The sequence below is a fragment of the Natronomonas halophila genome, from assembly GCF_013391085.1.
Classification (GTDB): domain Archaea; phylum Halobacteriota; class Halobacteria; order Halobacteriales; family Haloarculaceae; genus Natronomonas; species Natronomonas halophila.
In genome coordinates, this window is record NZ_CP058334.1 from 1,866,035 (window position 1) to 1,892,251 (window position 26,217).

General features: G+C 66.4%; 25 protein-coding genes and 1 tRNA gene. 16 read left to right on the forward strand and 10 right to left on the reverse strand.

What is annotated here, in order from left to right:
• Window positions 1-45: 45 nt before the first annotated feature.
• The 3 genes from HWV23_RS10060 to HWV23_RS10070 all read left to right on the forward strand — a co-directional run bounded on the left by HWV23_RS10060 (window position 46) and on the right by HWV23_RS10070 (window position 1,636).
• Window positions 46-717, forward strand: a complete 672-nt coding sequence (locus tag HWV23_RS10060) for a cob(I)yrinic acid a,c-diamide adenosyltransferase (protein WP_178290275.1) — start codon at window positions 46-48, stop codon at window positions 715-717.
• Between the two features lie 278 nt (window positions 718-995).
• Window positions 996-1,235 carry a hypothetical protein gene (locus tag HWV23_RS10065; RefSeq protein WP_178290276.1) on the forward strand — a complete coding sequence of 80 codons (240 nt, stop codon included), beginning with the start codon at window positions 996-998 and terminating at the stop codon, window positions 1,233-1,235.
• Between the two features lie 170 nt (window positions 1,236-1,405).
• A complete protein-coding gene (locus tag HWV23_RS10070) occupies window positions 1,406-1,636 on the forward strand; it encodes a hypothetical protein (protein WP_178290277.1) in 231 nt (76 codons plus the stop codon).
• A 33-nt stretch (window positions 1,637-1,669) separates the two neighbouring features.
• Here HWV23_RS10070 and HWV23_RS10075 read toward each other — a convergent pair whose 3' ends face one another.
• Together HWV23_RS10075 and HWV23_RS10080 are read right to left on the reverse strand one after the other, a co-directional pair.
• Complete coding sequence (locus tag HWV23_RS10075; protein WP_178290278.1) at window positions 1,670-3,163, reverse strand: cobyric acid synthase; 1,494 nt, start codon at window positions 3,161-3,163, stop codon at window positions 1,670-1,672.
• Between the two features lie 83 nt (window positions 3,164-3,246).
• Window positions 3,247-3,444, reverse strand: a complete 198-nt coding sequence (locus HWV23_RS10080) for a hypothetical protein (RefSeq protein ID WP_178290279.1) — start codon at window positions 3,442-3,444, stop codon at window positions 3,247-3,249.
• Window positions 3,445-3,584: 140 nt separating this feature from the next.
• On the opposite strand from HWV23_RS10080, the gene acs (HWV23_RS10085) reads away from it, so the two are divergent.
• From acs (HWV23_RS10085) to HWV23_RS10125, 9 genes are all read left to right on the forward strand, one after another.
• Window positions 3,585-5,573, forward strand: a complete 1,989-nt coding sequence (gene acs, locus HWV23_RS10085; protein WP_178290280.1) for an acetate--CoA ligase — start codon at window positions 3,585-3,587, stop codon at window positions 5,571-5,573.
• Between the two features lie 196 nt (window positions 5,574-5,769).
• A complete protein-coding gene (locus HWV23_RS10090) occupies window positions 5,770-8,292 on the forward strand; it encodes a bacterio-opsin activator domain-containing protein (protein WP_178290281.1) in 2,523 nt (840 codons plus the stop codon).
• A gap of 207 nt (window positions 8,293-8,499) precedes the next feature.
• Window positions 8,500-10,473, forward strand: a complete 1,974-nt coding sequence (acs, locus tag HWV23_RS10095) for an acetate--CoA ligase (protein ID WP_178290282.1) — start codon at window positions 8,500-8,502, stop codon at window positions 10,471-10,473.
• A gap of 57 nt (window positions 10,474-10,530) precedes the next feature.
• Window positions 10,531-10,995: a DUF4212 domain-containing protein gene (locus HWV23_RS10100; RefSeq protein ID WP_178290283.1), complete on the forward strand. Its 465-nt coding sequence runs from the start codon at window positions 10,531-10,533 to the stop codon at window positions 10,993-10,995.
• On the forward strand, window positions 10,992-12,683 hold the full coding sequence (locus HWV23_RS10105) for a VC_2705 family sodium/solute symporter (protein WP_178290284.1): 1,692 nt from the start codon (window positions 10,992-10,994) through the stop codon (window positions 12,681-12,683). The genes HWV23_RS10100 and HWV23_RS10105 overlap by 4 nt, the downstream gene beginning before the upstream one ends.
• A 2-nt stretch (window positions 12,684-12,685) precedes the next feature.
• Window positions 12,686-13,144: a universal stress protein gene (locus tag HWV23_RS10110; protein WP_178290285.1), complete on the forward strand. Its 459-nt coding sequence runs from the start codon at window positions 12,686-12,688 to the stop codon at window positions 13,142-13,144.
• An 80-nt stretch (window positions 13,145-13,224) separates the two neighbouring features.
• On the forward strand, window positions 13,225-13,455 hold the full coding sequence (locus tag HWV23_RS10115) for a DUF8119 family protein (protein ID WP_178290286.1): 231 nt from the start codon (window positions 13,225-13,227) through the stop codon (window positions 13,453-13,455).
• 93 nt (window positions 13,456-13,548) lie between these two features.
• Complete coding sequence (locus tag HWV23_RS10120; protein WP_178290287.1) at window positions 13,549-14,724, forward strand: lactate 2-monooxygenase; 1,176 nt, start codon at window positions 13,549-13,551, stop codon at window positions 14,722-14,724.
• A 681-nt stretch (window positions 14,725-15,405) separates the two neighbouring features.
• Complete coding sequence (locus tag HWV23_RS10125) at window positions 15,406-16,629, forward strand: threonine synthase (RefSeq protein ID WP_178290288.1); 1,224 nt, start codon at window positions 15,406-15,408, stop codon at window positions 16,627-16,629.
• On the opposite strand, the gene HWV23_RS10130 is transcribed toward HWV23_RS10125, so the two are convergent.
• The 4 genes from HWV23_RS10130 to HWV23_RS10145 all read right to left on the reverse strand — a co-directional run bounded on the left by HWV23_RS10130 (window position 16,630) and on the right by HWV23_RS10145 (window position 21,022).
• Window positions 16,630-17,409, reverse strand: a complete 780-nt coding sequence (locus tag HWV23_RS10130; RefSeq protein WP_178290289.1) for a class I SAM-dependent methyltransferase — start codon at window positions 17,407-17,409, stop codon at window positions 16,630-16,632.
• A 37-nt stretch (window positions 17,410-17,446) separates the two neighbouring features.
• A complete protein-coding gene (locus tag HWV23_RS10135; protein WP_178290290.1) occupies window positions 17,447-17,830 on the reverse strand; it encodes a DUF7522 family protein in 384 nt (127 codons plus the stop codon).
• Window positions 17,831-17,885: 55 nt separating this feature from the next.
• Window positions 17,886-18,719, reverse strand: a complete 834-nt coding sequence (locus HWV23_RS10140) for a deoxyribonuclease IV (RefSeq protein WP_178290291.1) — start codon at window positions 18,717-18,719, stop codon at window positions 17,886-17,888.
• Between the two features lie 71 nt (window positions 18,720-18,790).
• The gene (locus HWV23_RS10145) at window positions 18,791-21,022 is read right to left on the reverse strand and encodes a PAS domain S-box protein (protein ID WP_178290292.1); all 2,232 of its coding nucleotides are present in this window, start codon (window positions 21,020-21,022) and stop codon (window positions 18,791-18,793) included.
• 106 nt (window positions 21,023-21,128) lie between these two features.
• On the opposite strand from HWV23_RS10145, the gene HWV23_RS10150 reads away from it, so the two are divergent.
• A complete protein-coding gene (locus HWV23_RS10150; protein WP_178290293.1) occupies window positions 21,129-21,590 on the forward strand; it encodes a GNAT family N-acetyltransferase in 462 nt (153 codons plus the stop codon).
• Here HWV23_RS10150 and HWV23_RS10155 read toward each other — a convergent pair.
• Window positions 21,587-21,727 carry a zinc ribbon domain-containing protein gene (locus HWV23_RS10155; protein ID WP_178290294.1) on the reverse strand — a complete coding sequence of 47 codons (141 nt, stop codon included), beginning with the start codon at window positions 21,725-21,727 and terminating at the stop codon, window positions 21,587-21,589. The genes HWV23_RS10150 and HWV23_RS10155 overlap by 4 nt on opposite strands.
• Before the next feature lie 205 nt (window positions 21,728-21,932).
• Between HWV23_RS10155 and HWV23_RS10160 the strand changes: the two genes are divergently transcribed.
• Window positions 21,933-22,964 (forward strand): hypothetical protein, encoded by a 1,032-nt coding sequence (locus tag HWV23_RS10160; RefSeq protein WP_178290295.1) that lies wholly within the window; start codon window positions 21,933-21,935, stop codon window positions 22,962-22,964.
• Here the strand turns inward: HWV23_RS10160 and HWV23_RS10165 are convergent.
• Both HWV23_RS10165 and HWV23_RS10170 read right to left on the reverse strand, forming a co-directional pair.
• On the reverse strand, window positions 22,961-23,668 hold the full coding sequence (locus HWV23_RS10165) for an alpha/beta hydrolase family protein (RefSeq protein ID WP_178290296.1): 708 nt from the start codon (window positions 23,666-23,668) through the stop codon (window positions 22,961-22,963). The genes HWV23_RS10160 and HWV23_RS10165 overlap by 4 nt on opposite strands.
• A gap of 43 nt (window positions 23,669-23,711) precedes the next feature.
• Complete coding sequence (locus tag HWV23_RS10170) at window positions 23,712-23,990, reverse strand: hypothetical protein (protein WP_178290297.1); 279 nt, start codon at window positions 23,988-23,990, stop codon at window positions 23,712-23,714.
• An 83-nt stretch (window positions 23,991-24,073) separates the two neighbouring features.
• Between HWV23_RS10170 and HWV23_RS10175 the strand changes: the two genes are divergently transcribed.
• Window positions 24,074-24,883 (forward strand): aldo/keto reductase, encoded by an 810-nt coding sequence (locus tag HWV23_RS10175; RefSeq protein WP_178290298.1) that lies wholly within the window; start codon window positions 24,074-24,076, stop codon window positions 24,881-24,883.
• Window positions 24,884-25,228: 345 nt separating this feature from the next.
• Here the strand turns inward: HWV23_RS10175 and HWV23_RS10180 are convergent.
• Window positions 25,229-25,302 (reverse strand) — tRNA-Tyr (locus HWV23_RS10180).
• A 174-nt stretch (window positions 25,303-25,476) separates the two neighbouring features.
• Here HWV23_RS10180 and HWV23_RS10185 point away from each other — a divergent pair.
• On the forward strand, window positions 25,477-26,037 hold the full coding sequence (locus tag HWV23_RS10185) for a double zinc ribbon domain-containing protein (RefSeq protein ID WP_178290299.1): 561 nt from the start codon (window positions 25,477-25,479) through the stop codon (window positions 26,035-26,037).
• Window positions 26,038-26,217 lie beyond the last annotated feature (180 nt).

Below are 26,217 nucleotides of genomic sequence, written 5' to 3' on the forward strand. Positions count from 1 at the left end.
TGGGAAGCCAACACCGCCTTGGTTCGGGGGGTACAACCCCGGAGTATGCCCGGAAACGACCCGACACCGCCCGGAAAGAACCGGACGCCGGAGCCCCGCGATATCGACCCTGCAGCGCCCGAGGAATTCGGCCTCACGCAGGTCTGGTGGGGCGACGGCAAGGGCAAGACCACCGCGGCACTCGGCATGGCCTTCCGCGCGGCGGGCCACGGCTTCCGCGTCCACCTTCTCCAGTTCATGAAGGGCGGCGCCGACAGCGTCGAGGACGTCCGCGGTGAGTACAACGCTATCGCCGCCATGCCCGGCCTCACCTACGAGAACTTGGGCCACTACGGGTGGCACGCGATGAACGACGGCACCGAGGAACGCGACCACGAGGCCGAAGCAGAGGCGGGCTTCGACCGGGCGCGCGACCTCGTCGACGCGGCCGACGACGCGGACCTCTCGACGCCGTTCCCGCTGGACGGCGACGCCGACGACGGGCTGCACATGCTCGTCCTCGACGAACTCCTCTATGCCGCCGACCGCGGTCTCGTCGCCCCAAAGGACGTCGTCGACCTCGTCGAGTCGAAACCCGACGGCCTCGAACTCGTGTTGACCGGCAGCCACGAACACCCGGACTACCTCATTGAGGCCGCGGACCTCGTCACGAACGTCAGCAAGGAGAAACACCCAATCGACGCCGGTCAGCGAGCGCGGAAAGGCACCGAATACTGACCCTCTCGTTGGGTCGAAAGATTACCGAAAACCGCCGGCAGACAGCCGTCTGACGGGCGGACGACATCGGCACAAGACACATTATGTACCCCCTCCGAACGACGGATGGAGGATGGGTCGGCGCACGCTCCTTCCCCTCATGCGCCTTCCCCTTCAGCGCCGTCGTGGCTCGTACCCGGTGTGCTTCTTTCGATCAGGCAGTGGCTCGTTCGCCCGGCCGAAACGGACTCCGTGACTCGGGTGCGGAGCTATTTATCGCTCGCCGACCACGTACCGCCATGAGCGAGGATTCGGTGTTCCCCGAGGGCTTTCTCATCCCTATCTCCGGCCTGTTGGCGGTCGTCTTCGCGGTGCTTGCGGGTGCCAGCCTGCCGTCCGCCCTGTCCGGCCAGGTCAGCGGTATCGCCGCAGTCGTCGTCTTCGGCGGCGGCAGCATCGCCCTGATGGTCTTCAGGCACCGACACGGCAAGCGCCGTGAGGCGGCTGCCGAGGAGGACGCGGATATGGGCGAGGAATAACAGGAGACGCAGTGAACCGGCGGCCTGATGGGATGAACGGACTGGCGAACTCGACACTACGCTGCTGTTGACGGTCCGTCTATAGGGGCTCCGAGAGCGCATCGTGACCGAAACACCCGAAGTATTGAACAAATCCGACAGCGAAACGACGGCACGACCCGAGAGGACAGATGTTCGTACTTCTGATAATCGCAATCGGGGCCTTCGCCGCTGTTAGCGGTGTCGTCCGGCTTGCGCTGGTCGGCCGTGCGTATCGTTCTGCGCGGAGCGGCACACCTGACTCCACGGCGTTCGACAGGGACTGCGCACTTACGCTCACGATTCAGTCGATTACCGCCATCATCGGCGGGGCAGTCGTCGTGTCTATCGGCCTGGCCCTCGATGGCATCCTCGTTTTCTGAATCGGATTGCGGCGCGGCCGGCACGACGACTGCTTATAAATCTACGTCCAGTGCGTCGAGGTCGATCTCGCCGACCAGTTCCGCGGCCCGCTCGTACGGCGAGTCCGCTTGCCCCTCCGTTTCCGGTCGAACGCGCCCTGCGCGCTTATAAACGGCATCCACGAACGCCTCGCGAGCGACCCGATTCTCGAAGAGGGCGTGGAGGTAGGTGCCGAATACGTCCTCGACGGCGGCGCCGTCGTCCGTGAAGGGGCGGTCGACATCACCGAGCAGTCGGCTTTCGCCCATGTGGATCTCGTAGCCCGAGACGGGCCCCGAGGCGCCCGAAATCGGGCCACAGCCCGATAGGTCGCGCTCGACGGCCTCGACGGTCTTATCGGGCGAAAAGCGGGTTTCGACGGGTAGCAGGCCGACGCCCTCGATGGCCTCGGTGTCGCCCGTGCCCTCCACGTCGGCGTTGGTCAGGCGCTCGCCGAGCAGTTGGTAGCCACCACACAACCCGACCACGGGGCCGTCGAAGGCCCGCAACTGTTTATAAAGGCCTGCCTCCCGCGCCGCGAGCGCGTCGTCGACGGTGTTCTTGGTGCCCGTCAGCAGGACGGCGTCCGCGGCGTCGAGGCTGGCATCCAGCGGGACGAACCGCACACGGACGCCCGGAACCCGTGCCAGCGGTTCGACGTCGGTGACGTTCGAGGCGCGCGGAAACCGCGGGACGGCGACGGTAACCGTCCGGTCCTCGGGGACGCCGTCGTCGGCGCCCCATACGTCGGCCTCGCCGGGTGCCGGTAGCGAGACGCTGTCCTCTTCGGGGAGGCCGGGGTCGTCGTAGGGCAGGACGCCGAGGACGGGGACGCCCGTTCGCTCCTCGAAGCTATCGAGGCCGTCCTCCAGCAGCGAGCGGTCCCCGCGGAACTTCGTGATGACGGCGCCGACCACTTGCTCGCGGACGTCATCAGGGAGCAGTTCGAGGGTACCCACCAGCGAGGCGAAGACGCCGCCGCGTTCGATGTCGGCCACGAGGACGATATCGGCATCAGCGAACCGGGCGGTTTCCAGATTCGCCAAATCGCGGTGGTGAAGGTTGATTTCGGCGATGGAGCCGGCGCCCTCCGCGATTATGACGTCGTGGTTTTCGGCCAGTCGGTCGTGGGCCGCCTCGGCGGCCTCGCGAGCGCGGTCCCAGTGGGTGTCGTAGTAGTCGCCCGCGGCGAAGTGGCCGACCGCCTCGCCGTCGACGACGAGTTGGGATTCGCCCTCGCCGCGCGGTTTGAGGAGGACGGGATTGTGGTCAGTCGTCGCCGGGACGCCGGCCGCGCGGGCCTGAACGTGCTGGGAGACGCCGATTTCGCCGAAGCCGTCGCCGGTCGCTCGCGCGACTGCGCGTGCGTTGTTGGACATGTTCTGGGCTTTGAACGGCGCGACGTCGACGCCGTGGTCGGCCAGCAGGCGACAGAGGCCGGCGGCGACCGTCGACTTGCCGACGTGGCTGGCCGTGCCGGCGACGAGGATGGTGCGGGCGCGTGCCACGCCTGCTCACAGGCGTGGGCCTCAAATACCCCTTACGAGTCGCGAGCGCGCGGCGAAAGCAGCGACGTGCGTCGAAAAGAGACTCAGAACGCCTCGTCGGGCTGTTCGATGGTCGCCGAAAGCCCCTCGCGTTCGGTCTGGCCGGCGAGGTGTTCGCTTTCACCTTCGGATTCCCGCCGGCTGTTGCCCTGCTGTTCGTCGGTCACCGATTCGTCGCCCGTGACCTCGACGAACAGGGACTGTAACTCCTCGGCGCTCCCGTTGGATGCGTTCGTGCTCATCGTGCCTTCCTCCGCCTTGACCAACCAAGGGGAACATAAAGGAAACTCTGCCTAATCATATTGGCCGGGCCACAGGTGCGTCGGAAACCGGTGGGTCGGCGGAGGAACGTTTATCCGCCCGACACACCGACATACGACCGATGGACGACGGGGGCGACGCCGAACTCGAAGCGTGGGTCGAAAACCAGGAGACCTTCGAACCGCCAGCGGAGTTCGTCGCGGGCGCGAACGTCTCCGACCCCGATATTTACGAGGAATTCGAGAACAACTGGCCCGACTGCTGGGAGCGGGCCGCCGAGTTACTGGAGTGGGACCGCCGCTGGGAGGGCGTTCTCGACGACTCGGACGCGCCCCGCTACCGCTGGTTCGTCGACGGGAAACTCAACGCGGCCTACAACTGCATCGACAGACACGTCGAGGCCGGCCGGAAGAACCACGCCGCCCTCCGGTGGGTCGGCAAGCGCGGCGAGACGGAGACCTACACCTACGGCGACTTGCAACGGGAGACGGAGGCCTTCGCTGCCGCCCTTCGCGAGTTGGGCGTCGGCGAGGACGACGTCGTCACCCTCTATCTGCCGATGATTCCCGAACTGCCGGTCGCCATGCTGGCGTGTGCGCGCCTCGGCGCGCCCCACTCGGTCGTCTTCGCGGGCTTTTCGGCGGACGCGCTGGCGACGCGGATGGACAACGCCGATTCGGAGTATCTCGTCACCTGCGACGGCTACTACCGCCGCGGGGACGCCCTCAACCACAAGGGCAAGGCCGACCGCGCGGTCCGACAACTCGACCACGACGCTGAAACCGTCGTCGTCGACCGGCTCGGCGGGGGCCTCCCCCACTCGCTGTCCGACGCCCAGCACGACTACGACACGCTCGTCGAGGACCACCGCAACGCCGAGGTCGAACCGGTCGCCCGCGACAGCGAGGACGACCTCTTCGTGATGTACACCTCGGGGACGACGGGCGAACCGAAGGCCGTCCGCCATACGACGGGCGGCTATCTCTCACACGTCGCCTGGACCAGCCACGCGGTACTGGACATCAAACCGTCCGACACCTACTGGTGCTCGGCGGATATCGGCTGGATTACCGGCCACTCCTACATCGTCTACGGGCCGCTCGCGCTGGGCGCGACGACGGTCATGTACGAGGGGACGCCGGACTACCCCGAGAAGGACCGCATCTGGGAACTCGTCGAACGCTACGACGTCGACGTCTTCTATACGGCACCGACGGCGGTCCGGGCGTTCATGAAGTGGGGCACCGGGCATCCCGAGGAACACGACCTCTCCTCGCTGCGCCTGCTCGGGACGGTCGGCGAACCCATCAACCCCCGCGCGTGGAAGTGGTACTACGACAACATCGGCGGCGGCGACTGCCCGGTGGTCGACACCTGGTGGCAGGCCGAAACCGGCGGGATGATGGTCTCGACGCTGCCCGCCGTCTCGACGATGAAGCCCGGCTCTGCGGGCCCGCCACTGCCCGGCATCGACGCGAAGGTGGTCGACGCCGACGGCGAGGAAGTCGACCCCGGCGAGGCCGGTTATCTCGTCGTCGAGAAGCCGTGGCCCGGCATGCTGCGGGGGCTGGCCGGCGAGGACGACCGCTTCATCCCCGAATACTGGTCGACCTACTCCGAGCCCGACGAGGACGAATGGGTCTACTTCGCGGGCGACGGCGCGAAACTCGACGAGGACGGCTACATCACCCTTCTGGGGCGGGTCGACGACGTCATCAGCCTCGGCGACCACCGCATCGGGACGATGGAGATCGAGTCGGCCATCGTCGGCGTGGAGGGCGTCGCCGAGGCCGCCGTCGTCGGGACGGCCGGCGAACTCATCGCCTACGTCAGCACCGAACAGGACCGGGCGGGCGATGCGGACCTCCGGCGGGCCATCGTCGCGGGCGTCGAGGACGCCATCGGCGAGGTGGCCGTCCCCGACCACGTCGTCTTCACGCCCGAACTCCCGAAGACCCGGTCGGGCAAAATCATGCGCCGCCTGCTGGAGGACATCGCCACCGGCGCGGAGTTGGGCGATATCAGCGCGCTGCGCAACCCCGAAATCGTCGGCGAACTGCGGGCGCGACTGGCCGGCGAGACGCGGTCGTACCTCGAACCCGAGGACTGATTTCGCTTTTCGAATCGGATACGAAATCGCTGCTATAACCCCTTGCCACTCCGTCTAGGGTACCGTCCCAGTCGTTTGCGGTTCGCGTCCCGATTAGTTACGAATTAGCCATCCGATAGGTATCCTCCCGCTCGACGCCGCTACCGCCCGCAGCCACCCGAAGGGTTATGGTTTCGCAATAGACATTGAATACGAAATGGAAGCCACGCTGGACGGGACGGCCTACGAACGGCTTCGGGAGGCCGCCACGACGGGCCGGGAGCGACTCGTCGTTCGGCTGGCCGGCGAGGCGGGGGTTCGGCCGGCCGAGCAGACGCGGCTTCGGCCCGGCGACATCGACAGACGGCGTTTCGAGGGCGAGACCCACCACTTCCTCGCGGTCCGCGACGAGGACGACGACCCGACTCGCCGGACCCATCTCTCGGCGGACCTCGCACAGGCAATCGACGAGTACGCCGCGACGACGGGTACCGACCCTGACGGCCGCCTCATCGACGTGACGCCGCGGCGGGTCCAGATGCTCATCAGCGAGGTGGCGACTCGGGCCGTCGAAGCGACCGGCGACGAGCGGTTCGAGGACGTCTCCAGCGACGAGTTGCGCCGCTATTTCGCTCGCCGCCTGCTGACCGAAACGGACGTCGACCCCCGCGTGGTCCGCGAAGTGGGCGGGTGGGACCGACTGGCCGCGCTGGACCCCTACGTCGGCGAAATCGAGGACGCCGACATCGCGGCGGCCTTTACAAACGGCCATCGCCCGGCCATCGCCGCCGACGAGGGCCCCTCCTTCGAGGCTGCCGCGAGCGTCGTCGCGCTCGAACTCGACGCCGACGGGCGCGTGGTGGGGTGTTCGGGTGCGTTGGCGTCCCTGCTCGGCTATCCCGACGATTCGGTTCCGGGCACGCCCTTCGAGGGCCTCTTCGCCGAGGAGGCACGCGAGCGCGCACGGCCGAAGGAACTGCTCGCGACGGCGGGCCGCGATGACGTCACCGTCGAGGAGTGCTGGTTCCAGCGGGCCGACGGCTCCCGGGTTCGGCTCTCGGCACTGGTCGGCGCCCTCCGCGAGGACGGCCGCCTCGACGGCTTTACCGTCATCGTTCGGCCGGCCGACGCCGACGGCAGCCTCGCTGCCGGCGCCTTCCAGCAGGCCGTCGAGGCGGCGGGCCAGCCGATGTGTCTCGCCTCGGTCACGGGCGAAATCGAGTACGCCAACGCGGCCTTCGAGGAGTTGACGGGCTTCACGCAGGGCGAGGCCGTCGGCCGGACCGCCGACGACCTGCTCAGTACCGGCGAGAACACCGAGGCGTTCTATCAGGAACTCCGGGAGACGGCCCTGGACGGCGAGACGTGGACCGGCCAACTGACCACGCGCCGCAAGAGCGGCGAGCGGGTCCACGTCCGCCAGACCGTCGCGCCCGTGATGGACGGCGATGAAGTGGCTTTCTTCGTCTGTATCAGCACCGACGTGACCGAGCGGGTCCGCCGCGAGCGCGCGCTCGCCCGGCGGTGTGAGACCCTCGAGGGGCTCGAAACGCTGGTTGCGGACATCAATTCGGCCGGCCGCGAACTCATCGACGCCTCGACGCGGGAGGAAATCGAGGCGGCCGTCTGCGAGTCGCTGGCCGACAGCGAGGCCTACGTCGGCGCGTGGGTCGGCAGCACCGACCCCGGCGACCCGCGACTCCACCCCCGCGAATGGGCGGGCCTTGACCGGGAGACGACCGGTGCCGTCGACGTCGAAACCCCAGCCGTCGAGACGGCCCTCGATACGGGCGACCCGCGGGTGACCGGCGGCGACTTTGCCCCGGACGTGGTCGGCCCCTTCGATGCGGCGGAGGTCGGCGGGGTGCGCGCAGCGGGCGTCGTCCCGCTGGCCTACGGCGAGACGACCTACGGTGCTCTGGTCGTCTTCACCGACCGGCCGACCGCCTTCGGCGACCGCGAGCGGACGTTACTGTCTGACCTCGGCGCCCGCATCGGCCACGCCGTGACGGCCATCGAGCGGCGGAACCTCCTGCTTGCCGATACCGTCGTCGAACTGGAGTTCGGCTGTACCGACGACGAGGCATTCATCGTCGAGGCCACCCGCCAGCACGGCTGTTCGTGCACGCTGGAGGCCGTCGTTCCCGTCTCCGAGACGTCGCTGCTGTTCTACGTGACGCTGTCGGGCGCCCAACCCGACGCCTTCCTCGATACGGTGATGGACGCCGACGGGGTCGTCGACGCCCGGTACATCCGGGAGTATTCGGACCGCTCGCTGCTGGAGTTCACCGTCGAGGGCGATTCGCCGGCGCTGACGCTGACGGACCTCGGCGCGACCATCCGGTCGGCGGTCGCCGAATCCGGCGAGGCGACCTATCACGCCGAAATCGCCCGCGAGGGCGACGTCCGCGGCATCGTCGAGGGGCTACAGGCCGAGTTCCCGGCGACGGACCTGCGGGCGAAACACGCCGTCGACCAGTCCATCGAGACGGTCGCGGAGTTTCAGGACACGCTGGCGGAGTCGCTCACGGACAAACAGCGGGCGGCGCTGCGGGCGGCCTACTTCGCGGGGTATTTCGACTGGCCCCGCGGGTCGACCGCCGAGGAGGTCGCCGACTCGATGGACGTCTCCTCGCCGACCTTCCACAACCACCTCCGGAAGGCCGAACGGAAACTGCTGGCCTCCTTCTTCGACCACACCCACGACCACCTCGGCGCCGAGGCGCCCGAACTCGGCTAAACATTTTAAATCGGTCTGGTTCGCCGCACCTTCTGTCGGTTCGAACAGGTCAGATATCCGCGTCGAAATCTCTGATGAACGTTCATTCGGGACTCGATAGGGGGTTCGAGGGGCCGATTCGCGCCGGTCTCGCGGTCGCGACCTCGGGTGCGTTTGTCATGCTTAGATTCCCCGCTTATTAGTACCCGTTACGCTTGAACGGATGGAATGTCAGACTCGGAGGAATCCCAACTGGAGGCACGGCTTGCCGACCAGGAGGAATTCGAACCACCTGAATCGTTCGTCGAGCAGGCCAACGTGTCCGATCCCGCCATCTACGACGAGTTCGAGGAGAACTGGCCGGAGTGTTGGGAGCGGGCCGCCGACCTGCTCGACTGGGAAACCGACTACGACGAGGTACTGGTCGACGACGACGAACCGTTCTACGAGTGGTTCACCGGCGGCGAACTCAACGCCTCGGAGAATTGCCTCGACCGACACCTCGATTCGCGCGGCGACGAACTCGCCATCCAGTGGGAGGGCGAACTCGGGGAGACCCGCGAGTTCACCTACGAGGAACTCCACCGCGAGGTAAACGAGTTCGCCGCGGCGCTCCGGGACCTCGGCGTCGAGGAAGACGACGTGGTCACGATGTACATGCCGATGGTACCGGAGCTGCCCATCGCCATGCTGGCGTGTGCCCGCATCGGCGCACCGCACTCCGTGGTCTTCGCGGGCTTCTCCGCGGACGCGCTCGCGACGCGGATGAACTCCGCGGACTCGGAGTATCTCGTCACCTGTGACGGGTACTATCGCCGCGGTGACGCCTTGGACCACCTCGACAAGGCCAACGAGGGCCTCTCGGGTGTCGACCACGAGACGACGACGGTCGTCGTCGACCGCCTCGGCGACGAACAGGAACACGAACTCGGCGAGGACCAGGTCGACTACGACGACCTCGTGGCCGACCACGCGGGCGCGGAGGTCGAACCGGTCACCCGCGACGCCGAGGACATGCTGTTCCTGATGTACACGTCGGGGACGACGGGCGAACCGAAGGGTGTCAAACACACCACCGGCGGCTACCTCTCGTACGTCTCGTGGACGAGTCAGGCGGTCCTCGACGTCAAGCCGGACGACACCTACTGGTGTGCCGCCGACATCGGCTGGATTACCGGCCATTCCTACATCGTCTACGGCCCCCTCGCGCTGGGGACCACCTCGGTCATGTACGAGGGGACGCCGGATTACCCCGACAAGGACCGAATGTGGGACATCGTCGACAGCTACGACGTCAACCAGCTCTACACCGCCCCGACCGCGATTCGGGCGTTCATGAAGTGGGGCAGCCAGTACCCCGAACAGCACGACCTGTCGAGTCTGCGCCTGCTGGGGACGGTGGGCGAGCCCATCAACCCGAAGGCCTGGAAGTGGTACTACAAGCACATCGGCGGCGAGGAGTGTCCGGTCGTCGACACCTGGTGGCAGACCGAGACCGGCGGCATGATGATTACGACCCTGCCGGGCGTCGGAACGATGAAGCCCGGCTCCGCGGGGCCGCCGCTGCCCGGTATCGACGCACAGGTCGTCGACGGCGAGGGCACCGAGGTTGCCCCCGGCGAAGCCGGCTACGTGACGGTCAACAAGCCGTGGCCCGGCATGCTCCGGACGCTCTACAAGAACGACGAGCGGTTCATCGATGAGTACTGGGACGCCTACTCGGACCCCGACGCAGACGAGTGGGTCTACTTCCCCGAGGACGGCGCGAAAATCGACGACGACGGCTACATCACCATCCTCGGCCGGGTCGACGACGTCATCAACGTCTCCGGCCACCGGCTGGGAACGATGGAAATCGAGTCGGCCGTCGTCGGCGTCGAGGGCGTCGCCGAGGCCGCGGCGGTCGGCGGCGACCACGAGATGAAAGGCGAGGCCGTCTACACCTACGTCATCCTCGAGGACGGCTACGAGGAAGGCGAGGAGATGGAACAGCGCATCATCGAGGGCGTCGAGGACGCCATCGGTCCCATCGCCCGGCCCGAGCAGGTCATCTTCACACCTGAACTGCCGAAGACTCGGTCCGGGAAAATCATGCGACGACTGCTGGTCGATATCGCCAACGGCGAAGAGCTTGGTAACACCAGTACGCTGCGGAACCCCGACGTCGTCAAGGACATCGAAAAGAAGGTCAAGAGGGACTGAGGGGAGGAATCCCTTTTCCGAGTTACCGACGCCGAACACAGGCTACACACGACAACTATGACAGACAAAACCACTCACGATACTGCGGGTGACTCCGGTCGGGCCGACGACGGCCGGTCCATCGAAACGGACGGTGGAGTCGCCTCACAAGCCGCACAGGACCACGAACAGACCGACTATCTCAACGCGGAGGTGAACCTGCTGAACCCGAGCACGCCGTTCATGCGCGAACACCTGAAAATCGTCTGGACGGGCTTTGCCATCTGGGCGGTCATCGTCTTCGGGCCGGTAACGATGACGCGGCTGGCACCGGGCGTAATGACGACCCAGATGCCGGTCATCGGGTTCCCGCTGCACTACTTCCTCATCGCCTTCGGTGGGCCGACCGGCGCGCTGCTGCTGTCGTTCTGGTATGCGCGCAAGCGGGACGCCCTCGACGAGAAGTACGGTATCGACCCCGAGAGCGTCTCGACCCAGACCGAAGGCGAGGCCGTCGCTGCTGACGGAGGTGTCGAGGAATGATCGACTCGCTGGCACTCCAGAGCGAACTGCTCCCGGAAGGGCTGAACATCTCGTTCAAGACCCTGCCGGCCATCCTCGTGTTAGGGATGCTCGGCCTGTTCCTCGCTATCGGCTTCGTCTTCCGCGTGGCCGACACCGAGAACATGTGGGTCGCCGGCCGTTCCATCGGGAACGTCGAAAACGGGATGGCGATCGGTGCCAACTGGATGTCCGCGGCATCGTATCTCGGGATGGCCGCCCTGATCGCCCTTTCGGGCGTCTACGGGCTGGCGTTCGTCGTCGGCTGGACGACGGGCTATTTCATCCTGCTCATCTTCATGGCCGCACAGCTCCGACGGTTCGGGAAGTACACCGCCCCGGACTTCGTCGGCGACCGCTTCAACTCCGATAGCGCACGCGCCATCGCGGCGGTGACGACGTTCCTCATCGGGTTCGTCTACGCCATCGGGCAGGCACGAGGGATGGCCCTCGTCGGCCTGTACGTCTTCGGTGACTTCGGCGGCGTCATCCCCGGTCTCGACGGCTATCAGGTGATGGTCGTCGCGATGATGGCGATTACGGTCGGGTACCTGTCGCTGTCCGGGATGCTGGGCGCGACGAAGAACCAGGCCGTGCAGTACGTCATCCTCATCGTCGCGTTCCTCGCCGGGCTCTTCGTGGTCGGCGTCACGAACGGCTACTCGACGATTCTGCCGCAGATCGAGTACGGGATGCTCATCAGCGAACTCGGCAGCGAATTCAGCGAACCCTTCGTCAACGAGAGTTACTACCTGTGGATCGCGACGTGTTTCTCGCTAATCGTCGGCACCTGTGGTCTGCCGCACGTCCTGGTCCGGTTCTACACCGTCGAAAGCGAGCGGACCGCCCGCTGGTCGACCGTGTGGGGCCTGTTCTTCATCTGCCTGCTCTACTGGAGCGCACCGGCCTTCGCCGCCTTCGGGACCGACCTCTACAGCAGCAACGTCGGCGCGACCTACGGCGACCCCGGCATGTCGAGTGCCGCCGGTGACGTCATCGTCGTGCTGGCGACCCAGCTGTCGGGCCTCCCCGAATGGTTCGTCGGGCTGGTCGCCGCGGGCGGCATCGCCGCCGCTATCGCGACGGTCGCGGGCCTGTTCATCGCGGGTTCCTCGGCCATCAGCCACGACATCTACACCAACATCATCAACCCCGACGCGACCCAGCGCCAGCAGATTCTGGTCGGCCGACTGAGCATCCTCCTTCTGGGTGCCATCACGACGCTGGCCGCGCTGGACCCCGCAGCACCCATCGCCGCGCTGGTCTCGTACGCGTTCTCGCTGGCCGGCGCCGTGCTGTTCCCGATGTTCTTCCTCGGCATGTGGTGGGAGAACACGAACCGTCAGGGCGCACTCGCGGGCATGCTGACCGGCCTCACGCTGTGGGCCATTCCGATGATCAACGAAGTCGTGCCGACCTACGGCTTCTTCGGCGGCGAGACCATCTCGCCGGCCCTCGCACAGTGGATGCCGGCCATCGGCTCGGCGCTTATCGCCGTGCCCATCGTCTTCGTGGTCACTATCGGTGTCTCCCTCGCGACGGAGGAGCCGCCGATGGAGACCAAGAAGATCGTCCGGCAGTGTCACAGCCCCGAACCGATGAGCCAACAGCAGACGGCAGAAGACGTCGTCGCAGCCGACGGGGGCACCGAGACCCCCGCGGATGACTGACCATGTACGAGAAAATACTCGTTCCGACGGACGGTAGCGATACGGCCGAAAACGCCGTCGAGCACGCGCTCGACATCGCCGAGAAGTACGACGCGGAGGTCCATGCCCTCTACGTCGTCGACACGGACTCGATGAGCCTCACGCTCGGCGGCGAGCAACTGGACCGCATCGAGCAAGGCCAGTTCGACGAGATGGAGGAGGTCAAAGGCAAGGCCGACGCGGCGACCGGCTACGTCGCCGACGGTGCGGCTTCCCGCGGCCTCGACGCCGTCGAACACATCTCGGCGGGCAAGCCCCACGACCAGATCGCCAACTACGCCGAGCACAACGACATCGACCTCGTCGTGATGGGCAGTCACGGCCGCTCGGGCGTCAAGCGTGCGATTCTCGGCAGCGTCACCGAACGGACGCTCCGGTCGACGCACGTGCCCGTGCTGGTCGTCGACGTCCAAGAGGAATAGCGCGCAAGACTGACGGCGCCCCGGCGCCACGATATTTTTATGCACTACCACCGACCGACACCCCAGAGGAGCCACCGGCTATGAGCATCGTCGACCGACTCCGCGAGCACGTCGAGGAAAACCAGCAGGGTATGCTCTACGACCTCGTGTTCGCGCTCGTGTGGGTCGCCTTCGTGGACGCCCTCTTCCGGTTCGTCTTCCCGCCGTCGTATCCGGAGTGGGCGTTCTACCTGTTCATGCTCGCCGGCATCCCCGCGTACTTCGGCTTCTTCTGGTCGCTGAAGATGGCGAAAGCACAGCAGCAAGAGTAATCTCGAATCGGATTCCGACCCCGCCGACTTCGTTTTTCGTTCCCGACTAGCCGCGTCCCATACCTCTAAGCGCCCGCGTGCCAAGCCCCGAGTATGGGCGAGCAATTCGGCAACCGGAAGGTCAATCAGGTGTACCGCGAGGGGATGTTCGAGGGCAAGACGCCCGAGTTCCCGGTCAGTTACGAGGACCTGCGACAGGCGGCCCACGACTCGATGGACGAAACCGCCCGCGCCTACATCCACGGCGGCGCGGGCGCCGAGGAGACCTTCCGCAAGGAACAGGACTTCTCGGCGTGGCGCATCGTCCCCCGGATGCTGCAGGGCGTCGCCGACCGCGACCTCTCGACGGAAGTCCTCGGCCAGACCATCGACTACCCCGTCATGGTGACGCCACTGGGCGTCCAGACGCTGGTCCACGAGGACGGCGAACTCGCCACCGCCGCCGCGTGTGACGAACTCAACGTGCCTTTCATCCTCTCGTCGCTGTCCTCGACGCCGATGGAGGACGTCGCCGAGGAACTGGGTGACACTCCCAAATGGTTCCAGTTCTACTGGTCCAGCGACGAGGACATCGCCAAGTCGTTCCTCAACCGCGCCGAGGAATCGGGCTACGACGCCATCGTCGTCACCGTCGACGCGCCCACTCTCGGCTGGCGCGAGCGCCTGCTCGAACGCGGCTACTACCCGTTCCTCGAAGGCGAGGGTGTCGCCAACTACTTCTCGGACCCCGCGTTCCGCAGCCAACTCGACGAGCCGCCGGAGGAAGACCCGCAAGCGGCGGTCGACCACTTCCTCGACATCTTCGGCGACTCCTCGCTGACGTGGGACGACCTCGAATTCGTCTTCGAGAACACGGACCTACCGGTGCTTATCAAGGGCGTCCTGCACCCCGAAGACGCCCGGAAGGCCGTCGAGCACGGTGCTGACGGTGTCGGCGTTTCCACTCACGGCGGCCGGCAGGTGGACGGGTCTATTACGGCGATTGAAGCGCTTCCCGAAATCGTGGAGGAAGTCGGCGACGAGGCGACGATTACCTTTGACTCCGGGATTCGTCGGGGTTCGGATATTTATAAGGCGCTCTCGCTGGGGGCTGATGCGTGCCTTATCGGCCGGCCCTTCATCTACGGGCTGGCGCTCGGCGGGCAGGACGGCGTCCATCACGTGCTGGAGAACCTGATTGCCGACTTCGACCTCTCGATGGGGCTTGCCGGTCGGGACGATGTCGATGATTTGGACCGGGACTCCCTCCGCCACGAAGACGACCTCTAGACGTAGTCGTTAGCGCTATTTCTTTTTGAGTCGGACTTGGCGACTCACTCGACCGCAACACCTCCGAAGCCCTCAGCCGGCTGGCGGTCGTTCAGCGACATATCCTCCCTACGGTCGGATAGTGGTCGCTGAACGACTCCACTTCGTCGCCACCCGGCTTCGCCCTTCGATTCCGCCAGGCACCGCGACCGCGCCACACGCCTCCCCAACCGACTCCCTCGCTCCGCTCGGTCGTCCCTCACGGGTCGCTTCGCTCCCCGTTCGGCATCCGAGGGTCTCGCTCCCTGCGGTCGCTCCGACCCTCGCTACCCCTCGCACGGTTTCGTCCGACCGCCGCTCACGGGTGCGTTCGCGGCGTTCGGCCAGCGCGCGCCATTTATAAATTCAACTGGCCGGGAGCGCGGGCGGCCGGAGGCCGTCGCGTGACCCGGGGAAGGGCAGGTGCGTCTCCTGGTGGACTGAAAGGGCGAGGGGCGCTGGCGCCGAAGTAGAGTCGCTGAGGAGGCACTACGCGAGCGAAGCGAGCGTATCCTCCTCAGCGACCGCCAGCGGGCCGAGGGCTTTCTACGTCGTTGCGGTCAGGAAGTCGCCAAGCATCACTCACCAACAAACACGTCCAAACCCAGCACCTCCAGTTTATAAATATCAACGCGCCGAAACGCCACACAACCCCACTTCTCCATGCCACTCCAACGAGTCTGCTACGACTGCGGTCGCGAGACGGACGAACGCCGAGCCAGATGCACGTGCGGCGAACCACTATGGCTCGACACGGACCCGGAGGATTTCGACTGGAGCGACGTCACCGACGCGCCGGGGTTGTGGCGTTACGAGGCCCTCCTCCCGGTCGGCATGCCGACGCCGGGCCGTCTCGCGGCCGCAGCGGGCGGAACACCCCTCCTCCGAGAGCCCGAACTCGACGGCTTCGCGGGCACGAAAATCCACCTCAAGGTCGAAGGTCAGCACCCGACGGGGAGTTTCAAGGACCGTGGCAGCGCCCTCGCGCTGGCGGCCATCGAGGCCGGCCTCGAAGACGAATCCGGCCACCAAATCGACGCTGTTGGCACGGTCTCCCACGGCAACATGGCGATGAGCATGGCGGCCTACGCCGCCTCCTTCGGCCTGCCGTGTGTCGTCCTCGTTCCCGACGACATCCCCGAGGAACGCCTCGGCGTCATCGCGCAGTTCGACCCCGAAATCAGACGGGTGCAGGGCGATTACGGCCGTCTCTACCGCGACTCGCTGGAGGCGGGCGCGGCCCACGATATCGCCTTCGTCAACTCGGACGTCCCCCTGCGCGTGGAAGGCCAGAAGACGACGGCGCTGGAAATCTGCGAGGCCTTCGCGCCGACGACGCCCGATGCCATCGTGATGCCGGTCTCCAGCGGCGGCCACGCCAGCGGCGTCTGGAAGGCCCTTCGCGAACTCGAATCGGCGGGGGCCATCGACGAGATTCCGCGCCTGTACTTCGTGCAGGCGGCCGCCTGTGCGCCCATCGCCGAGGCGTTCGCCACGGGCGCCGAGACGGTCTCGCCCATCGAGGGCGGCGGTGGCGAGACGATTGCCTACTCCATCGCGAACGCCGACCCACCGAGCGGGAACCGGGTGCTCCGTGCGGCCCGCGAGACGGGCGGGTCGGTCATCGCCGTCGACGACGAGGAGATTCGGGAAGCCCAGCGTGAACTGGCGACCGAAGCGGGCCTGACCGTTGAGGCCGCCTCGGCCGTCCCGCTGGCGGGCGCGCGACTCCTCGCCGAGGCCGGTACGCTTGCGAACACCGACGATGTGGCCGTCATCACGACCGGCACGGGACTCAAAGAAGCCGCCGGGTCAGCAGCGGCGGCGTCGACCGAAACGGTCGGTATCGACCGACTGGATGCGGAACTATCGACGTTCGCGGAGTAATCAGACCTCGCCCAACGCGACGTAGAACGGCACCGTCTCCCGGCGGTGGTACTCGCCGGATTGGACCTGTCGGACGGCCTCACGGCCCATTTCGCGCCACTCGCTCCTGAGGGCATCGAGTTCCTCCTCGCTGCCGGCCATCGTCTCGCGGCGCTCTCGGAGGCCCGCGCCGCTTGCCTTTCGACCGACGGCTTCGACCTCCCGTTCGCTATAGGGCGGTTCGACCGCGAGCGTCTGGTCGTAGCGGGTCGTCGTCACGTTCGCGAGGCCGGCCGTCCGGAGGACTTCGGCGGCCTCGGCGCCCAGCGCGACGTTCGTCTCGATGCCCTGCAGGTAGCGTCGGCGGGCCTGTGCGGCCAGTCGGCTCTCGGCGTCGACGGTCGATTCGACGGCGACGGCGCTGTTATCCGGTTCGATGCAGGCCACGCGATTGCTTGCGACACGGGCGAACTCCCGGACTGCGGCCTCGGGGTCGGGGAGGTTGATGAGCAGGGCCTGACAGACCACGAGGTCGAAACTGTCGTCGGGGAAGGGCAACTCGTAGGCGTCGGCCTGCACGGCGGGGCCGTCGACCTCCAGGAGCAACTCGCGGTCGCGGTCACAGCCGACCACCTCGCCGGGGCATTCCTCGGCGAGCACGCGGGTCAGCGCGCCCTCGCCACACCCGACGTCGAGGACCCGGTCGCAGGTATCGAGATCCAGTGGGTCGAGGGCCTCGCGGCTGTCGGCCCACATGCCCTGCCGCGTCTCCCGGAGGTATTCGGCTGAGAACCGCCGCATTGCCGGAGGGTAGTTCTGGCGGGCTTAAAACGTCTCGCTACGTCGATGCCTTGGCGGCGATGCGGACGCCTTCGACGAGGCGCTCCAGCGGCCGGGAGCCGTTCAGTCGGACGGCCACGACGATGCCCTGGGTGTCGTTCGTGGGGACGACGACGTCGGCGACGGTTTCGTAGACGCGAACCGTCGTCGTCAGTTCCTCGCCGTGGATGTCGGTGTAGGCGCCGCTGCCAAGACTTCCGAGCAGCGACGATTCGAGGGCGCCCTTCCCGGCCTCTTCGTGCTCGCCGAAGCCATCGGCCAGATAGACGCTGTCGGTGCGGGGGTCGGCCTGTGAGTCGTACCAGCCGACCGCAAGCAGGTCGTCGCCGATTTCGGTTTCGAGCGCCTCGCTCGCCGCGGTGGCCGCCGACTCGACTGTCATACAGGGTACACGAAGCGGATAAACAAAAACGCTGGCAGCGGGGAAACGAACCGAGTCAGTTCCCGTAGAACTCGCGAACGCGCTCGATGTTCCAGGCGTAGGACTTGCCGTTCTCGGTCGGGGTTTCGAGGACGAGCGGGACGTCTTCGACGGCGTCGTGGTTGATGAACGCGCGCATGCCTTCCTCGCCGATGAGCCCCTCGCCGATGTGGGCGTGTTCGTCCTTGTTGGTGCCACACTCGTGTTTCGAGTCGTTGAGGTGGACGCATTCGAGGTGTTCGAGGCCGACCTCCTCGTCGAACTCCGCGAACGTTTCCTCGACGCCTTCGGGCGTCGAGAGGTCATAGCCCGCGGCGAACATGTGGGCGGTGTCCAGACAGACGTCGAGGTCGAGGTCACAGCGGTCGAGGACGCCGCCGAGTTCCTCGAAGGTGCCGCCGAGTTTCGTCCCGCTGCCGGCGTCGGATTCGATGAGGACGGTCACGCCGTCGGGCACGTCGAGTTCTTCCAGCGCGCTCGCGGCGTTATCGAGGCCGCCGTCGACGCCCGCGCCCGTGTGGGCGCCGAGATGGACGTTGACGTACGGAATCCCGAGTTTGTCGGCGGCGTCGACTTCCTTCTGCATGGAGTCGATGGATTTCTCGCGGAGGTCGTCTTTCGGGGTACAGAGGTTGACCAGATACGAGGAGTGGATGACCCACGGGCCGACGTCGTTCTCCTCGGAGAGGCCGCGGAACTGCCCGGCCTCGTCGTCGCCGATGTTGGGGTCCTGCCAGACCTGCGGCGAGTGGGTGAAAATCTGCCCGCAGTTGCCGTCGTATTCGAGTTGCTCCTCGACGGCGTTGTCAACGCCGCCCGCGATAGAGGTGTGTGCGCCGATTCTGAGCATACACTCCCTCCGGGCAGGTGGGGGTTAGTGGCTTCGGAATCGTGGCCGGTTGCCGGTGTTCGACACGCCGACTAACCTGCCGTCGGGTCCTCGTCGGTGAACTCGAAGCGCGCGCCGCCGGCGTCGCTTTCGGTCACCGTGACGTCCCAGTCGTGGGCGTCGGCGATGGTGTCGACGATGGCGAGACCGAAACCGGTGCCGCCACCCTTAGAGTAGCCGGATTCGAGGACGGCCTCGCGTTCGCTTTCGGGAATGCCGGGGCCGTCGTCGGCGACGTAGAAGCCGTTCGGGAGGCCGCCGACGGTGACCGTGGTGGCGCCCTCGGCGTGTTCCGTTGCGTTCCGAAAGAGGTTCTCCAGCAGTTGCCGGAGGCGTTCGGGGTCGGCGACGACGATACCGGGGTCGTCGAACGAGAGGTCGAGGTCCCGGGTGTCGGCGGTCTCCCACGCGCTTTTGGCGGCGCTTTCGAGGTCGACGGGTATCGGGTCGTCGGTGAGTTCGCCCTGTCGCGCCAGCGCGAGCAGGCCGTCGATGAGTTCCTCCATCCGGTCGTGGGCGTGCTCGGTGGCCTCGAAGTGTTCGTCTTCGCCGGTTTCGCGGGCGAGTTCGAGACGGCCGCGGGCGACGCTGAGGGGGTTCCGGAGGTCGTGGCTGACGACGGAGGCGAACTGGTCGAGGCGTTCGTTCTGCCGGGCGAGTTCCCGCTCGCGCTGTTTCTGCTCGGTAATGTCGGTGTAGATGGCGTAGCCGCGGGTGACCCGTTTCCCGACGTCGTGGGGGACGACGTGGAGGATGAAATCCCGCAGGCCGTCGGCAGTCTGCCGGCGCACCTCGCCGTGGAGGCTCTCGCCCCGCTGGATGCGTTCGTTGAACTCGTTGGGGTCGTCATCGACGTCCGGCGGGACGATGAACTCGTCGAGGTTCTCGCCGGCGATTTCGTCGCTATCGTAGCCGAACACCTCCTCGAATGCGGGGTTGGCGCGCTTGACGATGGGTTTGCCGTCCTTCATGTGGGCCTCGACGGTCGGGTCGGGGATGTTCTCGAAGAGGGCTTCGAGGTCGTCCCGTTCCTTCCGGAGGCGGGTTTCCTTGGCCGCGCGGTCCAGGGCCGCCTCGGCGTTGGCCGCGAGGACGGTCGCCAGTTGAAGGTCCGCCTCGTCGAAGGCGTCCCGCTCCGTCGAGGCGATGCTCAACACGCCGTGGTCGCCCAGCGGGAAATAGGCGGCCGACTGAATCGGGCCGTGGTCGTAGTCGTCCTCGACCGTCGAAAAGTCGGGTTCGACGCGCGGTTCGCCCGCCTCGAAGGCCTTTCCCAGCGGGGTAACGCCGACGGGATACGGCTGCTGAACACGGAACATCTCCTCGACTTCGTCGGTGCTGTAGGACGGCACCAGCATGCCGTCCTCGTGGAGGCGAACCGTGGCGATGGATTGGCCGAGAATCTCCTGTGCGGCCTCGAGCGTCAGGGTGGCGACCTCGTCGGTATCGGCGGTGGCCATCAACTCCCGGGTCGCATCGTGGAGGCGTCGCAGGCGGGCGTCGGTTCGGTTCTCGCTCCGCCGAAGCACGCCGATAGTGCCCCGGAAGGTACCGTCGTCGGTGAGCAACGCGACGTGGTTTTCGAGGTCGATTGTCCCGCTGTCGGCCGTCTCGACGGCCATGTCGTAGGTCGCGGTTCGGTCGTCGCTCCCGGAGAGCAAGTCCCTGATGACGGCCTCGCCGCGCTCGATGTCGCTCGGACTCAGGAGCATCGAGACGGGTTCGCCGACCACCTCGTCGGGGTCGTAGCCGGTCAGCTCCGCAGCGCGTTCGTTGAAGCCCATGATACGACCCTCGGCGTCGGTCATGTAGGCGGGGTCGCCGATGGCATCGAGGAAGTGGCGATATTCGGCCGGCGCGGGGGTCGCTTCCCGGTCCGCCGCGGGGCCGTGGTCCTCGACCGCGTGTTCGATGCGGCGAGCAAGCAGCGTGTAGGTGTCCGCGTTCGGGTGCTTCCGGACGAAGTCGGTCGCGCCGGCCGCGAAGGCCTCGTCGACGAGGCCCTCCTCGCTGGTGCCGGTAAAGAGGACGAACGGGAGGGAGGGCCGCTGGTCCCGGATGGCAGCCAGCAGGTCCAGTCCCGAGGCGTCGGGCATCTCGTAGTCCGACACCACGCACTCGACCGTCCCGTCGAGCGCGTCGAGGGCGGGGGCGGCGCCGCTGGCCGTCGCGATATCGAACTCCTCGCGTTCGAGGTGCCGGGCGACCGTCTCACGGAACGCGTCGTCGTCATCGACGAGCAGTACCCGAATACCCGGACTCACGGACCATTTGTGGGTGTTCTCGCGGGATAAGCGTACTGGATGTGCGTGTCGGCTCTTCGGCGACACGGTTCGATGGCGTTTTGCTCGGTCCGCGCGCCGTCCCCGTATGGACCAGTCGTTCGTCGACGGTGAGGCCCCGGCGGGCTATCGCCTTCTGGAGGAGGTGCCGACGCCGTCGGAGTTCGTCCGTCTACGGTCAGAGGCGGGAATGGCCGAACGCAGCCTCGAAGCCGCCGAGCAGGGCCTGCCGAACACGTTGTATTCGGTCGTAGCGCGAACGGAGACAGCCGACGAGACCGACCCAACCGCCGGGCCGGCCGTCGGCGTTGCTCGCGTCATCGGTGACGGTGGCGCCGTCTTCCAGATATCGGACGTGGCCGTCGTGGAGGCGCATCAGGAACAGGGGCTGGGCACCGCGATGATGGATGCGGTGATGTCCTATATCAGGGCTGAGGCCCCGGAAACGGCGTATGTCAATCTTCTCGCGGACGTCGATGGCTTCTACGAGCGCTGGGGGTTCGAGTATAGCGCGCCCGCTTCGAAGGGCATGGTCTGGTCGCCCGATTAGTCGATGGAGTAGCGGGCGATGTCGGCCGACCCACAGACCTCACAGTCGTCGGCGTGGGGACCGAGCGTCGTTCCGCAGTCCCGGCATTCGTAGACGACGTTTCCATCCGCGAGCAGGCGTCGAACGCGTTCGAGCATAGTGTTGGTTCCTCCCGAACGGGAGGCCCCGCCAGTAGCGACTCGGCGGGCCATCCTCCCGTGGCCGTACAGGTGGCTTGTGCTGGCCGACCCATAAATAGTCCAGACCTTTCAATCCGATGATGGCGGCTGGGTATACACGTCGATGAACACCTCGCGAGCGGGACCCGGAAGGTTCCTGTGGCCGCCCGCCCATCCACCGACGATGAGCGACGACCGACCGACCGCCGTGGCGCTGCCCGGGCCGCCCGAATCGTGGCTGGCGAGCCTCCGGACCCTGCTCCGGGACGTTCGCGGCAAGTCGCCGTCAGAAGACGACGTCCGCGCGTGGCTGGAGGAACACACCGAGGGAGACACCGATGCGAACGTCGACCGCTATCTCGATTTCCTCGCCGCCATCGACGTCCTCGATGGTGGCGACACGCCGCCGTCGCTCGGCCCCTACGGCCGGGACTTCCTCGATAGCCACGACGAGGGCGTCCTCTTCGAGACGTTGGCGGCGAACGTCGCTGGCGTCCGCGCGCTGGTGGAGGTGCTGGCGATTCGACCCATCACCGACATCGAGGCCGCGGAACTCCTCTCGCGGGAACTGGACGCCGAAATCGAGGACGCATCGGCCTATCGCGGCTGGCTTCGGGCGCTCGGCTACGCGGAGTACGACGAGGGCGTCATCGACCTGACGACGAAGGGTCGGCGACTGGTCGACAGCGACGCAGAACTGTCCGACGGGGCCGCCTCGCGACTCCCGAGCACGCGGGCATCGGAGGCGGCCGACGCGGCGGCGAACGAGAGTGATGACGAACCGACGGCCGGCGAGGAAGCCACACCGGGGACCGCCGCTTCGTCGTCGGAAACTACGGAAACAGCGCGTTCGACGGCGGAGACGAACCCGCCCGACATGGACGCCTCGACGCTGACGGCGCGGCACGACTACCGCTGTATGGTCTGTGGCGACCGGCGTCGGCAGGCCCCCGAGGAGGGCTACGCCGAGGTTCACTACCTCATGCCGCCCGACGAGGACCATGGCGGGCCGACCGACGCCGACAACGCCGTCGTCGTCTGTCCGAATCATCGCGCCGACTTCGAGCACGGTCTGATTCGGGTCGACCCCCAATCGCTGACCGTCGAGCACGCCTACGAGACCGACGTGTCGGGTCGAACGCTCCGGACCGTCGAGGGCCACGCCCTCGGCGCGCAGTATCTCGCCTACCACAACGACGTCGTCGCCGACTTCTAGCGGACGCGCGCCAGCCACTCGAAGGCCTGTTCGCGGAGGCGGTCTTCGGCGGCCTCCGAGAAGCGATGGCCCTCCTCGCGGTAGGTCTGTAGAAGTGTATCCGTCTGCAGGGCGCCGACGGCATCGAGGCTGTCCGACAGGGGGACCGACGCGTCCTCGCGGCCGTGGAAGATTGCGACGGGCACCGCAAGCGACTCGGTGACGCCCTCGAAGGCGTAGGTGTCGAAGTCCTCGAAGAAGCGCTCGTCGATGGCGTACTCCTCGTCGTACTGGAAGACGCCCTGCGATTCGACGGCCTCACGGGCGGCATCGAAGGCGCGGTTGTAGGTCACCGGCGCGCGCGTGACGAGCGCCTCGACACGGTCGTCGTCGACGGCCGCATGGAAGGCCGTCTTCCCGCCGAAACTGGAGCCGAAGGCGGTGTAGGCGGGCGGGTCGAAGTAATCGACGACCGCCTGAAGGTCCGCGATACGCGTCGAGAGGTTCTGGTCGATGAAGGCGCCGTCGGATTCGCCACAGCCGCGGAAATCGAAGCGTACGGCGTTGTAGCCCTCCGCGACCGCGCGTTCGCAGCGTTCCTCGTAACTTCCGGACTTGTCGCTGAGAAATCCGTGACAGAAGACGAGCCAGTTCTCGGAGTCGGCCTCGTGACGGACGGCGACGACGGATTCGTCGTCGGTGACAGACACCGTGTGACGTTCCATTGGCCTGTCGGACACGGCGGGCGACCGTAGGCGTTGTTGTCGGTCAATCGGTCTTGATGTCGAGTTTGTCCGTGCCGCGAATCCACTCGAGGTACTCGGAGATCCGGTCGGCCTCCCGAAGCGCCTCGATGGTGTCGTAGGACTCCCGTAATTCTTCGTTGGTGAAGACGGCGTGAATCTGGTCGTGACAGGGGCGACACAGCATCACCGTCGGACTCTCGGCGCGTTCCTCCGGTCGGAGGTGGTGTTCCTGAACGACACGCGGGTCGTCGATGCGTTCGTCGGGCACCACGCGGCCGCAGAGTTCGCAGGTCGTCGGCATCGGCTCAAACGGTGTAGGGCCTACAGCGGGATATCGGTGACTCCGCCGGCACACTCTTTGTCCTGCCCGTCGGCCACCCCTGCATGGCTACCGATTCGCCGGTCCCGCGTCTCGGCCTCGGGACCTGGCAGAACACCGATTTCGACCAGTGTCGCGAGAGCGTCCGGACCGCGCTCGAACTCGGCTATCGGCACGTCGACACCGCGGAGTTGTACGAAAACGAGCGTCCCGTCGGCGCCGGTCTCGCCGCTGCAGACGTGCCCCGCGAGTCGGTCTTCCTCGCGACGAAGGTCCTCCATCCCCGGGCGACCGACGAGGTGACGCGAGCGTCCATCCGCGAGGCCGTGGAGGGCTGTCTCGACCGCCTTGACGTCGATGCGGTCGACCTCATGTACGTCCACTGGCCCGCCGACTACGACCTTGAGTTGGTCCACAGCACGCTCGCTGGCCTTCGCGACGACGGACTACTCGACGGCGTCGGCGTCAGCAACTACGAGCCACGCCACCTCGAGACGGCACTGGACGCCGACCCGGACATCGTCGCGAATCAGGTGGAGTTGCATCCGTTGCTCCCGCAGGCCGACCTCCGAGAGCGGTGTGCCGACCTCGGCGTCGACGTGGTCGCGTACGCGCCGCTGGCCCACGGGGACGTGTTCGACGTCCCCGAACTGGAGACGGTCGCCGAGAAGCATGGGATGAGCGTCCCGCGTGTCACCCTCGCGTGGCTCCGCGAGAAGGGCGTCGCCGCCGTTCCGAAGGCCACGAGCGAGGCGCATATCCGGGACAATCTGGCCTCACGTGACCTCGAGTTGGCCGAGGAGGACGTGGCGACTATCGACGGTATCGAGCGGACGGAGCGGTTCTTCGACCCCGACTACGCGCCCGAGTGGTGAGACGGTGTCTGACTTCGTTCGACGGTTTGCAGGAGGATACTCGCAATATCGAGGCGCCTCCCCGATTTGAACACCGTGAGACGTGCTCGCTCCGCCCGACTCACGAGCTCAAATCGGCTCGGGATAGACTTTTGACTGCTCACGTTGTTCGCAGCAAAATGCTCGCGGCTTCGCCGCTCGCAATATCGAGGCGCTCTGCGAGCGCCTCGCAGTCCGCCCTCCCCGATTTGAATACGCGGAGACGTTCCGAGCGTGCGGCGCTTCGCGCCGTTCCGGGACTGCGACTCCTCTCTTCAAATCGGCTCGAAATAGACTTTTGACTGCTCACGTTGTTCGCAGCAAAAGTCCGCCCTCCCCGATTTGAACGGGGGGCAAGTCGATCTACAGTCGACTGCTCTACCAGTCTGAGCTAAGGGCGGGCGTATGTGATACGAGACGACTGCGGGACTTAACGGTTTTGACCTACATCGCCCTCGTGTCTCCGACTCATACGCGATTTCACGCCGTTCGACGGCGTGTCCGCCGCTCGACGCACGCCTGTCTGACATCGCGGGAAGATTGAAATACCGTCACACACAATCGTCGGACGAGTAATGAGCAAGATCACGTTCCGGGCGGATGACGACCTCGTTCGCCAACTCGAGGAGTTCGACGCCTCCAAGAGCGAGGTCATGCGTCAGGCGCTCCGGGCGTACCTCGACGAGAACGGGGAGGCGCCCGTAAACGAGGGTTCGACGGGCGTAAACGCCGATTCTTCGCCTGCGTCGGCCGAGGAGTCCCTCGACGACCTCATCGCCGAGCGCGTCGACGCCGTCCTCGCGGACCGACTGGACGGCGCGTTGACGCCGCGAGAGCCGCAGGACGTGAACGTAAACATCACGCTGGATGGCGATTCCGGCAGTGTGTCACACGAGGCAGGGGAGGGTCGTAAGACAGTCCCCGCCGAGGACGAAAACGCGTCCGACGAGCCGCGGGAGACGTGTAAACAGTGCGGCGAGGACTTGCCTGAATCGGCCGTATACTGCTCCAACTGTGGCGAAAAGGCGTCTCACAGGGTGTTCTGCGAATGCGGCGACGAGCTCCGCTCGGACTGGGGCTTCTGTCCCGGGTGCGGCCGTCGCACCCCTGCAGCGGACGTTCTCAAGGATCCGTAAACGCGGAAAACAGGGGATTCAGGGTCGTAAACGTCCTTCTTACATAGTTGTCTTACGCCACCCCTAACCTTTAAGTAGTCTGCTTCTGTGATTACATCTGCGTAAGACGGCGCGTCTTACACCAACCCGCCTGTGGCAGGAAGGGCCACGCTACCGGGCGATTTCGGGGTGTAAACGCGA

Bases quoted from the DNA above. Each gene is read 5' to 3' on its own strand.
- acs (WP_178290280.1), top strand. From the start codon at position 3,585: ATGGACGACGGGGGCGACGCCGAACTCGAAGCGTGGGTCGAAAACCAG.
- HWV23_RS10060 (WP_178290275.1), top strand. From the start codon at position 46: ATGCCCGGAAACGACCCGACACCGCCCGGAAAGAACCGGACGCCGGAG.
- HWV23_RS10155 (WP_178290294.1), bottom strand. From the start codon at position 21,727: ATGCTCGAACGCGTTCGACGCCTGCTCGCGGATGGAAACGTCGTCTAC.
- HWV23_RS10165 (WP_178290296.1), bottom strand. From the start codon at position 23,668: ATGGAACGTCACACGGTGTCTGTCACCGACGACGAATCCGTCGTCGCC.
- HWV23_RS10110 (WP_178290285.1), top strand. From the start codon at position 12,686: ATGTACGAGAAAATACTCGTTCCGACGGACGGTAGCGATACGGCCGAA.
- HWV23_RS10115 (WP_178290286.1), top strand. From the start codon at position 13,225: ATGAGCATCGTCGACCGACTCCGCGAGCACGTCGAGGAAAACCAGCAG.
- HWV23_RS10070 (WP_178290277.1), top strand. From the start codon at position 1,406: ATGTTCGTACTTCTGATAATCGCAATCGGGGCCTTCGCCGCTGTTAGC.
- HWV23_RS10105 (WP_178290284.1), top strand. From the start codon at position 10,992: ATGATCGACTCGCTGGCACTCCAGAGCGAACTGCTCCCGGAAGGGCTG.
- HWV23_RS10080 (WP_178290279.1), bottom strand. From the start codon at position 3,444: ATGAGCACGAACGCATCCAACGGGAGCGCCGAGGAGTTACAGTCCCTG.
- acs (WP_178290282.1), top strand. From the start codon at position 8,500: ATGTCAGACTCGGAGGAATCCCAACTGGAGGCACGGCTTGCCGACCAG.
- HWV23_RS10120 (WP_178290287.1), top strand. From the start codon at position 13,549: ATGGGCGAGCAATTCGGCAACCGGAAGGTCAATCAGGTGTACCGCGAG.
- HWV23_RS10150 (WP_178290293.1), top strand. From the start codon at position 21,129: ATGGACCAGTCGTTCGTCGACGGTGAGGCCCCGGCGGGCTATCGCCTT.
- HWV23_RS10160 (WP_178290295.1), top strand. From the start codon at position 21,933: ATGAGCGACGACCGACCGACCGCCGTGGCGCTGCCCGGGCCGCCCGAA.
- HWV23_RS10140 (WP_178290291.1), bottom strand. From the start codon at position 18,719: ATGCTCAGAATCGGCGCACACACCTCTATCGCGGGCGGCGTTGACAAC.
- HWV23_RS10185 (WP_178290299.1), top strand. From the start codon at position 25,477: ATGAGCAAGATCACGTTCCGGGCGGATGACGACCTCGTTCGCCAACTC.
- HWV23_RS10130 (WP_178290289.1), bottom strand. From the start codon at position 17,409: ATGCGGCGGTTCTCAGCCGAATACCTCCGGGAGACGCGGCAGGGCATG.
- HWV23_RS10125 (WP_178290288.1), top strand. From the start codon at position 15,406: ATGCCACTCCAACGAGTCTGCTACGACTGCGGTCGCGAGACGGACGAA.
- HWV23_RS10170 (WP_178290297.1), bottom strand. From the start codon at position 23,990: ATGCCGACGACCTGCGAACTCTGCGGCCGCGTGGTGCCCGACGAACGC.
- HWV23_RS10065 (WP_178290276.1), top strand. From the start codon at position 996: ATGAGCGAGGATTCGGTGTTCCCCGAGGGCTTTCTCATCCCTATCTCC.
- HWV23_RS10135 (WP_178290290.1), bottom strand. From the start codon at position 17,830: ATGACAGTCGAGTCGGCGGCCACCGCGGCGAGCGAGGCGCTCGAAACC.
- HWV23_RS10100 (WP_178290283.1), top strand. From the start codon at position 10,531: ATGACAGACAAAACCACTCACGATACTGCGGGTGACTCCGGTCGGGCC.
- HWV23_RS10175 (WP_178290298.1), top strand. From the start codon at position 24,074: ATGGCTACCGATTCGCCGGTCCCGCGTCTCGGCCTCGGGACCTGGCAG.
- HWV23_RS10090 (WP_178290281.1), top strand. From the start codon at position 5,770: ATGGAAGCCACGCTGGACGGGACGGCCTACGAACGGCTTCGGGAGGCC.